Below are 12,318 nucleotides of genomic sequence, written 5' to 3'. Positions count from 1 at the left end.
TAGCAAAGGACAAGCAATCTCAAAACATATAAAACCACGTATGCAAATATTAACTGACATTAACTCCTAATGTCAGTTAATTATTTTTTCAGATAGAATAGGGATTTATTACTACGTTTTACTTTTCAAATTGTACAAAAAAAAGTATTTTAGTAGTATGAAAATTTATACCAAAACAGGAGATAAAGGCCAGACGGCACTTTATGGCGGAACAAGAGTTTCCAAAGCCAGTGCAAGGGTAGACAGTTATGGAAATATAGACGAATTGAATTCATTCATCGGAATTTCAAAAAGTCATATTGAAGATGAAGAAGTATTAAGACAACTGAAAAAAATACAGTTTGATTTGTTTACAGTAGGCTCGGAAGCCGCTACACCAGTAGATAAACTCATGTTGGCTAATGGAAAATCCCGCCTTCCCATCATTATTTCAGAAACAGAAATAGAAGAACTGGAACAATGGATGGATGCTTTCGATGAAAAACTGGAACCGCTTCAGTATTTTATCCTTCCCGGTGGTGGAAAATCAGCTACTTTTTTGCATGCTGCAAGAACCATCTGCAGAAGAGCAGAACGGTCATTGGTATTTTTGAATGAATCGGAAGAAGTACGTCCTGAATTAATTAAGTATTTAAACAGACTATCCGATTACCTTTTTGTATTGGCAAGGTATGTTTCAAAACTGAACAACGAACCGGAAGAATACTGGAACCCGAATGAAAGATAAAGTATTGCTTTTCATCAACGGAGATGCTCCGAAATCTTTACCCAATCCTGAAAATTATGGTTTAATTGCCTGCACAGACGGGGCTTTTCACTATCTTAAAAGAATGGGCTTCCCTCTGGACAAGCTGGATTTTATTTCCGGTGATTTTGATTCGCATTCCGGATCAGATGAAGATATGTATCAGGAGAAATTTATACTTACACTGGATCAGGATAAAACAGATTTTCATAAGGCTTTGGAAATCATTATAGAAAAAGGTTTCTCTGATATAGATGTTTTTGGGGGAAGTGGAGGAGAACAGGATCATTTTCTTGGAAACCTTAGCGTTGCCTATACATTTAAGGACCGTATGAGCCTCAGGTTCTATGATGAGTTTTCAGAATATTATTTTATTCCTAAAAATGTTATACTGAAAGGGGTGAAGAATAAGATGATTTCTCTGTATCCTTTTCCGTCAGCGGATAATATAACAACTAAAGGGCTGAACTGGCCTTTAACAAAGGGGAATTTAAGCATTACTACAAGAATAGGAACCCGGAATTTTGCCGTTGAAGAGGAAGTTTCAGTGGAATATGAATCAGGGGATCTGCTTATTTTTGTAGGGATTAATGAAATAGAATATCCCTCAATATATTAAAAATAATCTTTTACCGATAACTGATAACTATTAATGGAAACGGGCTTTGGCCCGTTTAACTGTAAATGACCATTCCAAAACTTTGGAATTTTAAGTTAAAAAAAATTTGTAACTTTTGTGGTGAAACAAAAGAAGTATTGAATAAGTTTATCAAAATATCACTGGTCAGTCTTTCATTATGCTGTATTTTCTCCTGTAAAACACAGCATAATGAAACACCGGAGTATGGGAAAAATGAAACAGAGAAAGCGATCAGGATCAAAAAGGTGATTAACTTTCGAACGGTAGGAAATATTAAAAATACGGAAGGGCGTACTTTAAAACAAGGCTTCTTTTACAGAAGCGGGCATCTTCATAAGCTTAAAAAAAGCTCTTTTGACGAAATTCAAAATCTGGGAATAAAAGAAATTATTGACCTTAGAAATTCAAAAGAAATTGCCCAGAAACCGGATCATCTTCCATCAGAAATTAAGTACAAGAATTATTCGGCCTTTGAAGATCAGGGTGATCAGCTGGATCAGGCTAAAAAACTGGTGCTAAAAGGAAAAGTAAATGGTGCTGATGCAGATAAAAGGATGATAGATTTCTACCGGGAGTATGTCACAGAAAATCCAGAAACCATAAAGACCATTATTACCGAGATTCTGGAATCCAATGAACCTGTTCTCTACCACTGTACTGCCGGGAAAGACAGAACGGGGATTACTACAGCTCTGATCTTAACGATCTTGAAATTTGATAAAGAGACTATTTATAATGAGTACCTTTTATCCAATAATTTTAGAAAAGATCTTGTGCAGAAAAGACTGAGACTGGCCAATAGTCTTCATTTTATGTATCCAAAGATGGATGTGCAGGTTTTAGAAAAGCTGAGCTGGGTCGAAAAAAGGTATCTGGATGCAGCTTTTGGGGAGATCAATAAAAAGTATGGCTCTATGGATGCCTACATTCAGCAGACTCTGGGAATTTCTGAAAGTAAAAGGAACGAATATATTCAAAAGTTTACGTATTGATTATCAGAGAGAAAAATATTTATGGGGTAAGATCATCTTATTATAGAAAATTATAATAAATTTAACACCCAAAAATCAAACTTTTTTAGCAATTTTGCATTTCTTAATTCACTTGTTTAGAAATGAAAATAAAGTACTCGGAACTTATTGATCAGACATTATATTTTCCTACAGAGGAGTTTAATGTTTCTGAGAACAATTTGTTGTTCCATGATGTCCCATTGATGGACGTTGTAGAACAATTTGGCACTCCGCTAAAGATTAGCTATCTGCCGAGAATTTCTCAAAATATCCAGAAAGCCAAGAGCTGGTTTAAAGAAGCTTTTGAAAAAACCGGATATAAAAAGAATTACACCTACTGTTACTGTACAAAATCCAGTCATTTTAATTTTGTATTGGAAGAAGCTCTTAAAAATGAAATTTCTATAGAAACTTCTTCTGCTTATGACATGGATATTGTAAAAGCTCTTTATGAAAAAGAGAAAGTAGATAAAAATATTGAAGTGATCTGTAATGGATTCAAAACCGATGATTATCTGACGAAGATTTCAGATATGATCAATAATGGTTTTGAAAATATTACTCCGATTCTGGATAACTACCGGGAGTTGGATAAACTTACGGAAAGTATAGATTCTACTTTTAATATAGGGATCAGAATAGCTTCGGAAGAAGAACCGAAGTTTGAATTTTATACTTCGAGATTAGGAATCGGATATAAAGATATCATTCCTTACTACAGTCAGAAAATCGCTGAACACCCGAATGCAAGATTGAAAATGCTTCACTTCTTCATTAATACGGGGATTAAAGATACTTCATACTACTGGAACGAATTGTATAAATGCCTTCGTGTATATGCACGTTTGAAGAAGATTGCTCCTGAAGTGGATTCCCTGAATATCGGAGGTGGTTTTCCTATTAAAACTTCTTTGAATTTTGATTATGATTACCAGTATATGGTAGAGGAAATTGTTTCTCAAATCAAAAAATTCTGTGAAGAAGAAGGAGTAGAAGAACCTAATATTTATACTGAATTCGGAAGCTTTACAGTTGGAGAAAGTGGAGCGAATCTTTATAAAATTATTTCCCAGAAACGTCAGAACGACAGAGAAAAGTGGAATATGATTGACTCTTCTTTCATGACTACACTTCCTGATACCTGGGCAATTTCAAGACACTTTATTATGCTTCCGCTTAACCGTTGGGAAGATTCTTACGAAAGAGTATTCTTAGGAGGGCTGACGTGTGATTCAGATGATTATTACAACTCTGAACAGCATACCAATGCAATTTATCTGCCGGTTTTCAGTGATATAAAACCTTTATACATTGGATTCTTCCATACCGGAGCTTATCAGGAGACTATCGGAGGTTACGGTGGAGTACACCACTGCCTTATGCCTCAGCCGAGACACGTCCTGATTCAGAAAGATGAGAACGGTGAGCTGCAGTATGAAATTTTCCGTGAAAAACAGGAACCTGAAGATGTATTGAAACTTCTTGGTTATAAATAGGTTTAGGATCAATAGGCTTTAGCCAAAACTTATACAAAACAAAAGCTCTCAAATTTTTGAGAGCTTTTTATTTTAAAAATATTTTGAAATTTTATCCAGTTCCAATTCTTCATAATCTGAAACTACTGTATCTGCTAATGTATAATCCTGATTTTTTGAATGCGGACTTCTGTAAGCAGCACAGAAGATTTTAGCCCGATGTGCCGCCAGTATTCCGTTGGTAGAATCTTCAATCACCATACAGTTTTCTACCGGTTCACCTGCCATTTCTCCAGCTAATAGAAAAACTTCAGGATGAGGTTTTGATTCTTTTAAATCTGCACCACTGATTTTTCCACTGAAGTATTTTTCAAGTCCGAATTTATCAAAAACCATATTGATAGTCGTCATGGTTGCAGAAGAAGCCAATATCAGCTTTATACCGTTTTCATGATAATGCTCAATCAGTTTTCTTACTCCCGGAATTAAATCAAATTCATCATCGTTATAGAAATAATCCTTAAAATGGGATCTTTTGATCGCTGAAATAGCTTCATGCGTCTGGTTAAGATGATATTTCTGAATTAATGCTTCACAAACTCTTTTGGTAGAAGCTCCGGTAAAAGAAGTATATAAATCTTCGGAGACCAGAATTTCCAATTCATCAAAGGTTTTGAAATAAGCTTTTCTATGCAATGGTTCTGTATCTACAATAACTCCATCCATATCGAAAAGAACAGCTTTTAAAGGCATACTTGAAAGTTTTCGTAAAAATAGGTAATTGAGTTGAAAGTTGAAAGCCGGGAGATCAAAGTTTAAAGCCTTATCCTAGAAGCTCTGCGTAAAAATGATTTTGAAGCGGGACATCTGATATTTACAATCTTAGCTCTTTAAGCTCTCAATTTTCAATTTTTCATTTCCAACTCTTAACTTCTTCGTATCTTTGTGGTCAATATTTCAATCTTTACAACATTAAAATTTTTAAATAAAGCATGAGAACATACGCAGGAATTCCCGAAGAAAACGCAACGTTAGAGAATTCGAAAGTAATGTTGGTAACGGTTCCTTATGATGGAACTTCAACATGGGGAAAAGGAGCTGATAAAGGCCCTGAATTATTCTTAGACGCTTCTGAAAATATGGAGCTTTATGATATTGAAACAGGTACTGAACCTTACCTTGAAGGAGTATATTTGGCTGGAGAAGTTTCTGAGAATTCTAGTCCTGAAGCCATGACAGAAGCGGTTTACCAAAAAACAAAAGAGCTTTTGCAAAATGAAGGAAAAGTATTTACCCTTTTCGGTGGAGAACATTCTGTGTCTATCGGATCTATCCGTGCAGTAGGGGAGAAATATGAAAATTTAACTGTTCTTCAGTTGGATGCTCATACAGATTTACGTCCTGAATTCCATGGATCAACATCTAATCATGCTTGTGCTGTTTTTGAAGCTAACCAGAAACATAACCTAGTTCAGGTGGGAATCCGTTCTATGGATGCTGAGGAAGCTGAATACCTGCCTGAAGGAAGAGTATTCTTTGCTCATGAAATTGCCAACAATGAAAACTGGATCAATGATGTATTGGAAAAAGTATCAGGAAATGTGTATATCACTATTGACTTAGACGCTTTTGACCCTTCAATCGCGCCGTCAACAGGAACTCCTGAACCAGGTGGATTACAGTGGTATCCAACATTGGAATTATTAAGAAAAGTATTTGAAAAATGTAACGTAGTGGCCTTTGATATTGTAGAATTAATGGATTCTCCAATGGCCAAACCAACAGCCTTCTTGGCAGCTAAGTTATATTACAAGATGCTTGCTTATAACAATATTTATAACAACAACTAAATTCCGCAAGAATCGGATTTTTTCTGCCGTATATTCTTAGGAAATTTGTGAGGTAAAACAGAATAAAAATGTCCACACAAAATCAAATAGATTATAACAGAATTGCCAAAGCGATAGAATATATCCAGAGCAATTTCAGGCTTCAGCCAAGTTTGGAGGAAGTGGCAGAGAATATTCACTTGAGTCCGGCTCATTTTCAGAAGATCTTTACAGATTGGGCAGGAACAAGTCCGAAGAAATTTTTGCAGTTCATCAGTCTTGAACATGCTAAAAATTTATTGAAGGAAGAAAAGGCAAGTTTATTTGACACCGCATATGAAACAGGGCTTTCCAGTACCAGCAGACTTCATGATCTGTTTGTAAAAATAGAGGGAATGTCTCCTGCAGAGTATAAGAACGGAGGAAAAAGTCTTGTCATTAATTATAGCTTTTCAGAAAGCCCATTTGGAAATATAGGGGTGGCTTCCACAGAAAAGGGAATCTGCTATATGGCTTTTGAAAACGATAAAGAATCAGCATTAGGGAATTTGAAACATAAATTTCCTAATGCTTCTTTTTTTGAAAAGCAAGATGCACTTCAGAAGAATGCATTGTCCATATTCGATAAAGACTGGACAAAACTCAATACCATCAAACTTCATTTAAAAGGAACTGATTTTCAGCTTAAAGTTTGGGAAAGTTTATTGACTATTCCGATGGGGAAGCTATCTACGTACGGTACTTTGGCAGAAAAAATAGGAAACCCGAAGGCTTCCAGAGCGGTAGGAACTGCCATAGGAAGTAATCCGGTAGCATTTCTTATTCCTTGCCATCGTGTTATTCAGTCTACCGGACACCTTGGTGGGTACCGATGGGGTAGTGAGAGAAAACAGATGATTGTGGGCTGGGAAAGCTCACAGCTTTACTCCTAAGTGTTAACTTATTTACAAAAACATTACGTAATTTGTATTAACAAAAACAGAAATTAATGCTCAGCCTGTTCGACGAAACACCAGATTATCCTTTAAGCCTTCTTCCGTATGACGGAACAGTTCATTATTATGGAAAGGTCTTTTCAAAAGAAGAGTCTGATGCGTATTATGATTATCTGTTCAATCAGATTCCCTGGGAACACGATGAAGCGATGATTTTCGGCAAACTGATTCTCACCAAACGAAAAGTGGCCTGGTTTGGGGAAAAAGCTTTTGAATATACCTATTCAAAGAGAACAAAATATGCAAAATACTGGACCCCTGAGCTACTGGAATTAAAAAAGAAGTGTGAAGAAGTGACTGGTGAAACGTATAATTCATGCCTGCTTAATTTATACCATAACGGAAGTGAGGGAATGGCTTATCACAGTGATGGGGAAACCGACCTTAAGAAACATGGTGCTATTGCTTCTCTTACCTTTGGAGCGGAGAGAAAGTTTTTATTTAAACATAAAACAACAAAAGAAAAGGTGGAAATCTTCCTTGAACAGGGAAGTCTGCTGGTTATGAAAGGAACAACTCAGGATCACTGGCTTCACAGGCTTCCCCCAAGTACAAAAGTAAAAACCCCCAGGGTGAATCTTACCTTCAGAACCATTGAAGATTAAAAGAAATCACACCTATTGATCACATGGGCAATATCAGCTCAATCTGCGAGTATAAAAAAATAAAAGCTGTTCATCCGAACAGCTTTTTCTCTTTATTTTAAAACCTCAGCTTCAATAGAGCTGTCATCATAAATTTTGATTAATGCCTTAGTATAATCTTCTTTAGTAGCAAAATTAGGATTATCCAGGAACTTCTGTGGATTAACAGCAAACAGAGGAAACCAGGTACTGCTGATCTGAATCTGGATTTTATGTCCTTTTTTGAAAGTGTGAACAACATCCTGAAGTCTGAAGTTGACCGCTGTTTTCTGATTCGGAACTAAAGCTTCTCCTTTTTCTCTTGTATTTCTAAATCTTGCCGGCATAATTTCACTTCTTACCATCTGATGATAGTTTCCATAGATTACCCCGTCTTTCTTCTCTGCAGGTTTGAAATCTTCAGGATATACATCAATCAGTTTTACGGCAAAATCAGCATCCGTGGAAGTAGAGGCAATACTAAGCTTAGCCATAATTTCCCCGGCAAAAGTAATATCATCTGTCAGTACATCAGTGGTGAACGTCAATACATCAGGTCTTCCTTCTGCAAATCTCTGATCTTCCGACATATAATTTTTAGGTGTAAAGCCATTAAAATCTTTTAAGTGATCGGAACTTAAAACCGGGTTTTCGGGATCACTGTAATATTCTGAATATCCTGAGCCGGAAGTTTTCTTTAAGGTTTTGTCTGATAAATAGAAATTAACCTTCTGTGCATTTTTAGGAGGATATGAAGCAAATTCTTTCCATTCTTTGGCTCCGGTATCATACATTAAAGCTTCAGGAAGTCCTGCATCTTGTTTTGTATTTCCTTTCAGGTAGTGATTGAAGAATTTAGTTTCAATATTTTTCTGATAATACGTCGCAATGCTGTCTCCGAAATAAGTTTCACTGTGGAAATGTTTTCCCTGTTCCTGAGACCAACCCCCATGAGAGAAAGGTCCCATTACAATAGTGTTTTTCGCTTTTGGACTTGTTTTTTCAATCGTTTTGTAAATATTCAAAGGACCGGAAAGGTCTTCTGCATCAAACCATCCTCCTACGGTCATCACGGCATGATTGATGTTTTTCAGGTGAGGAAGAAGGTTTCTCTTCTGCCAGAATTCATCATAGTTGGTATGGTTCATAATTTCTGTCATGAAGAAATTATTTTTGTAATATTTTTCATAAGCATCTTTTAGGGTACCAAGGTCTCTGTAGAACTTGAGGCCATCTTCAGAAGTTTGCTTAATGAATGAATCCATATACCAGGCTTGTTTTTCAGGTTGTGTTTTCTGAACCCCAAAAACAGGGAATGTTCTGAAATAGCCTAGCATAAATCTTCCGTTATGAAGGAAATCGTCGTTCCAGAAATCCGATATCGGAGCCTGAGGAGAAGAGGCAACCAAAGCAGGATGCTGTGCTAATGTACCTACAGCAGTATAAAACCCCGGATAAGAAGTTCCAAACTGTCCCGCTTTACCATTATTATCTTTAACGTTTTTCAAAAGCCATTCTATTGTATCATACGTATCGGTACTTTCATCCACATCTTTTTTTGTTTTACGTTCTACCTGAGGAGTCATATTGGTAAAAGTACCTTCACTCATATATCTTCCGCGGACATCCTGATAGACGAAGATATATTTATCTTTCATCAGATAAGTATTAGGGCCTACCTTTGTTTTATATTCATTTTCTCCATAAGGAGCAATGCTGTAGCAGGTTCTCTGCATCAGAAAAGGATATTTGTTTTTAGCTGAAATATCTTTCGGAATGTATACTGCTGTGAAAAGCTTCACCCCGTCACGCATAGGAATATAAAATTCTTTCTTGGTGAAATTATCTTTAACGAAATTGTCTTTCTGCTCTGTTTTTTGAGCTTTTCCAAGAAGGAAAAAAAGAATACATAAAACTGAAATATGGAGTTTCATAAAAAAAATTTACGGCTAATTTAAAAATAAAAATACGTTTATTACTAAATCTTATTTAAAAGGTTTTTATCATAAACATTTACGTGAATAAGCATGAGAGGATATTTTTAAACAACCTTGTCAAACTTTCAATTGGCCACCCCTCCAGAGGAAGGGAATTTCAGGTCTTCAATTGTAATATTATTCAAGATTACAATTCTGTATGTCCATAAAAATAGCCGGAAAGAACCGGCCATGATCAAAATGATATATAAAAATATAGTCTTGCTTTATTTCCTTTTTTTACCGGCAAATTTATTGAGTTTCATACTCAGCGAAAACATAATGTACCGTTTCAGGATCAGATCTTCACGATCTTCAAAATAAGAATCTGTGATGGTTCTCCTTACACTTTGATTTTGATTTAAGACATCATAAATTTTCACTTTTGCTGTCAGCTGTTTTTTGAAAAAAGAATAACCTAGACTGGTATTCCAGAAATAAAAATCCTTTTTGAATCCGGGAGCGATATTGGAGTTGGTATTGTATTCAAAATCATTTCCGAAAACCAGCCTGCTCTGGAAAAGATAGTTGGTAAGTTCCAGTTTTAATGACTGATTGGTGGTATTGACTCTGTCGATATTGTAATTGGAGTATTTTGATATATTATATCCGATTCTGTATGAGGGTTTAATACTAAACTTTTCCTTGATCTCAAAGCTGAGGTTAAGTCCAGGATTAAAACTGTATGAGTTGCTTTTGAAAGCCTGTCCGTTGATAAAACCATTATTGTAATTGTAATTCAAACTGAACCTTGGGGTGATGGTAAGTTTCTTGTCCTGCCACTTAAAAATCTTGGTTAAACCTGTACCCACCGTAAAATTTTTATTTCCACTTATATTATCATAAGTGACAATCTGCTTTCCGGCATCATCATATTTAGTATAATTAATAACATCATTATTTCTGTAGATAAAACCTACGTTGATATAATAGTTGAAATTTTTGATAATATTAAATCTGTTAAAAGAAACATTGCTGTTCGTCATCCAGGTGTTCTTTAAATCGGGATTTCCTGTATAGGTAACCAGCGGGTCTGATTCATCCTTATAAGGAGTCAGCTGTCCTGCCCCGGGAATATTGAAGCTGGAAGAATTGGATACGGTAAGTCTGGTACGCTCAGAGAAAACATACTGAAAACTCATGGTATATCTGGGAAGGACAAAGTTTTTCTGAAGATCATACTGCTGTCCTTTGAAAACAGAACTTACCGTCATTTCCGAAATGTCAAGATTGGCAACGCTCCAGAGATTAAACTTCTTTTTGAAAAGAGAAAAAGAAAGTTCAGGTGATAGCTGGTTGATGGTTTGGTTCATGCTGTTGGAAAGAACAGTATTGTATTTGGAATATTGTCCTGTAACAGGGTCAAAATCATTGAAATCTCTGGAATTCCGGGATACTTTTGAACTGTATTCCAGCTGAAGGCTTACAATTGCTGAATCTGAGATAGGTTCTGTATATCCCGCACTGAAGCTATAATTATTATTTTGAGTCTTATTCTTCTGCAGCTGGTCACGGTTATCTGTGGTTGTGCCGGTTTGGTTATAAAATGTATTTTGTGACTGGTTGATATTATTATCGTTGGACTCAGAAATACTGGTGTTGATGGTAGCAGAAATTGACCTTCCTTTTTTCTTTAAGTTTTTCGAAAAATAAATATTCGGACTAAAGGTATTGCTTTCTCCATTGGTACTGCTGGAGGATGTACTTTCATTAAGCCGTTTATCATCTCTTAACGTTGAAGACTGTGATCTGTTGAAACTGAAGTTTTCCGACTTTGAAAAAGATGGAGATATATAAATATTGGTTAGAGAATCCAGTTTTATTCGGGCTGAGCTGTCAAAATTATACTGTCTGGTTTCAGTGTCACCATTGCTTTCAGAGTCGGTTTTGAGTGTATAGCCGGGAAGAAGGGTTGTTCTTGAAACTTTAGACCGGGTTTCCAGGGTAGAATTGGAGTATTTTACACTGAGGTTATCAAGATCTGCGTCTCTTCCCAATTTGTCATTGTAGTTAAGACCAATAGTGGTAGATCTTTGGATTCCATTGCCTCCGGTTTGGGTTCCGGCACCTCTGATGCGTCCCATATTATCAAAAACATCATCAGCAGAAACACTTTTAGAATTGATATTGTTGGAAGAAGCCAAAATACTGATTTTAGTGTCTCCTTTAAAATAACTTAGAAGCCCGCTACCTTCATATCGTTTATCAGAACCATAGCCCAGGGTAAGTCTTGAAAGAAATCCTTTATTCTTCTTTTCATCAATATTAAAATTGATCGTGGTATTCTGAGATTTGGGAGGCTTTCCGCTAAGTTCTTCTTCTTTTGTTTTTGTTGTCGTAAACTGAATATTTTTAATAATATCTGCCGGAAGATTTTGTAAAGCCATTTTACCATCTTTATCAAAAAATGGTTTGCCATTGACCATAACCTGATCTACATCTTTTCCATTCACTGTAATTTTATCATCATTACCGACTTCCACTCCGGGGATCTGTTTTAAAAGCTCCAGAATTTTGCTGTCGGGGCGTACTTTGATTGCTGATGCATTAAATTCTACGGTGTCATTTTTTATTTTTACAGGAGAGACCGTAATTTTGACCTCATCAATATTGATCACGGCTTTTTTCTCAAGCTGAATGTCACCCAACGATAAAGACTGGTCAATTTTTTCAAATCGCTTAGAATAAGATAGGTTTTCAGCATCAATTCTCAGAATAGATGGTTCTTTGAGCTCATCCATTTTTAGTGAAAATTTTCCCTCCTTATTGGTAGCAGTATAATTGACAATAGATGAATCTTTTGTCTTCAGCAGATATACCGTTAGATTTTCTACAGGTTTCTTTCCCAGATCCGATACTTTTCCGTCAATATGCAGTTTTTGGGCATGTACAATCACAATATTGCATACAAAGAGCAATAGCAGTAAGACTTTCTTCATTTAGTTTTTCAAAGACGTAAAAATAGAAAAACATCCCAATATAGGGATGTTTCTCAGTATATTTCTGAAATTAATTTTCGTAA

The 12,318-nt window shown here is 35.9% G+C and carries 10 protein-coding genes; 7 read left to right on the top strand and 3 right to left on the bottom strand.

The annotated features are described in order from the left end of the window. Positions 1–157 precede the first annotated feature (157 nt). From B8967_RS05975 to B8967_RS05960, 4 genes are all read left to right on the top strand, one after another. Complete coding sequence (locus B8967_RS05975; protein ID WP_047488474.1) at positions 158–727, top strand: cob(I)yrinic acid a,c-diamide adenosyltransferase; 570 nt, start codon at positions 158–160, stop codon at positions 725–727. Then, complete coding sequence (locus B8967_RS05970; protein WP_084085171.1) at positions 717–1,364, top strand: thiamine diphosphokinase; 648 nt, start codon at positions 717–719, stop codon at positions 1,362–1,364. The genes B8967_RS05975 and B8967_RS05970 overlap by 11 nt, the downstream gene beginning before the upstream one ends. 137 nt (positions 1,365–1,501) lie before the next feature. Continuing rightward, positions 1,502–2,377 (top strand): tyrosine-protein phosphatase, encoded by an 876-nt coding sequence (locus B8967_RS05965; RefSeq protein ID WP_047488548.1) that lies wholly within the window; start codon positions 1,502–1,504, stop codon positions 2,375–2,377. Positions 2,378–2,499: 122 nt separating this feature from the next. Continuing rightward, positions 2,500–3,894, top strand: coding sequence for a type III PLP-dependent enzyme domain-containing protein (locus tag B8967_RS05960; protein ID WP_047488479.1), 1,395 nt, complete (start codon positions 2,500–2,502; stop codon positions 3,892–3,894). 72 nt (positions 3,895–3,966) lie between these two features. Here B8967_RS05960 and B8967_RS05955 read toward each other — a convergent pair whose 3' ends face one another. After that, positions 3,967–4,626, bottom strand: coding sequence for an HAD family hydrolase (locus B8967_RS05955; protein ID WP_084085169.1), 660 nt, complete (start codon positions 4,624–4,626; stop codon positions 3,967–3,969). Between the two features lie 239 nt (positions 4,627–4,865). On the opposite strand from B8967_RS05955, the gene speB reads away from it, so the two are divergent. The 3 genes from speB (at position 4,866) to B8967_RS05940 (ending at position 7,302) form a co-directional block, all read left to right on the top strand. After that, positions 4,866–5,723 (top strand): agmatinase, encoded by an 858-nt coding sequence (gene speB / locus B8967_RS05950; protein WP_047492008.1) that lies wholly within the window; start codon positions 4,866–4,868, stop codon positions 5,721–5,723. A 68-nt stretch (positions 5,724–5,791) separates the two neighbouring features. Then, a complete protein-coding gene (locus B8967_RS05945) occupies positions 5,792–6,634 on the top strand; it encodes a bifunctional helix-turn-helix domain-containing protein/methylated-DNA--[protein]-cysteine S-methyltransferase (RefSeq protein ID WP_047492011.1) in 843 nt (280 codons plus the stop codon). 56 nt (positions 6,635–6,690) lie between these two features. Beyond that, positions 6,691–7,302, top strand: a complete 612-nt coding sequence (locus tag B8967_RS05940; RefSeq protein ID WP_084085167.1) for an alpha-ketoglutarate-dependent dioxygenase AlkB family protein — start codon at positions 6,691–6,693, stop codon at positions 7,300–7,302. A 92-nt stretch (positions 7,303–7,394) separates the two neighbouring features. On the opposite strand, the gene B8967_RS05935 is transcribed toward B8967_RS05940, so the two are convergent. Both B8967_RS05935 and B8967_RS05930 read right to left on the bottom strand, forming a co-directional pair. After that, positions 7,395–9,254, bottom strand: a complete 1,860-nt coding sequence (locus B8967_RS05935; RefSeq protein WP_047492016.1) for a CocE/NonD family hydrolase — start codon at positions 9,252–9,254, stop codon at positions 7,395–7,397. Positions 9,255–9,523: 269 nt separating this feature from the next. Next, positions 9,524–12,235: an outer membrane beta-barrel protein gene (locus B8967_RS05930; protein ID WP_084085165.1), complete on the bottom strand. Its 2,712-nt coding sequence runs from the start codon at positions 12,233–12,235 to the stop codon at positions 9,524–9,526. Positions 12,236–12,318: the final 83 nt, after the last annotated feature.

The organism is Chryseobacterium sp. YR221 (assembly GCF_900176315.1).
Lineage (GTDB): Bacteria > Bacteroidota > Bacteroidia > Flavobacteriales > Weeksellaceae > Chryseobacterium > Chryseobacterium rhizosphaerae.
The sequence above is the reverse complement of the archived record's forward strand: the minus strand, read 5'-3'. Positions and strand labels throughout refer to the sequence as shown.

Excerpts from the sequence above, each read along its gene's own strand:
- B8967_RS05975 (WP_047488474.1), top strand. The coding sequence starts at position 158 with ATGAAAATTTATACCAAAACAGGAGATAAAGGCCAGACGGCACTTTAT.
- B8967_RS05970 (WP_084085171.1), top strand. The coding sequence starts at position 717 with ATGAAAGATAAAGTATTGCTTTTCATCAACGGAGATGCTCCGAAATCT.
- B8967_RS05960 (WP_047488479.1), top strand. The coding sequence starts at position 2,500 with ATGAAAATAAAGTACTCGGAACTTATTGATCAGACATTATATTTTCCT.
- B8967_RS05955 (WP_084085169.1), bottom strand. The coding sequence starts at position 4,626 with ATGCCTTTAAAAGCTGTTCTTTTCGATATGGATGGAGTTATTGTAGAT.
- speB (WP_047492008.1), top strand. The coding sequence starts at position 4,866 with ATGAGAACATACGCAGGAATTCCCGAAGAAAACGCAACGTTAGAGAAT.
- B8967_RS05945 (WP_047492011.1), top strand. The coding sequence starts at position 5,792 with ATGTCCACACAAAATCAAATAGATTATAACAGAATTGCCAAAGCGATA.
- B8967_RS05940 (WP_084085167.1), top strand. The coding sequence starts at position 6,691 with ATGCTCAGCCTGTTCGACGAAACACCAGATTATCCTTTAAGCCTTCTT.
- B8967_RS05935 (WP_047492016.1), bottom strand. The coding sequence starts at position 9,254 with ATGAAACTCCATATTTCAGTTTTATGTATTCTTTTTTTCCTTCTTGGA.
- B8967_RS05930 (WP_084085165.1), bottom strand. The coding sequence starts at position 12,235 with ATGAAGAAAGTCTTACTGCTATTGCTCTTTGTATGCAATATTGTGATT.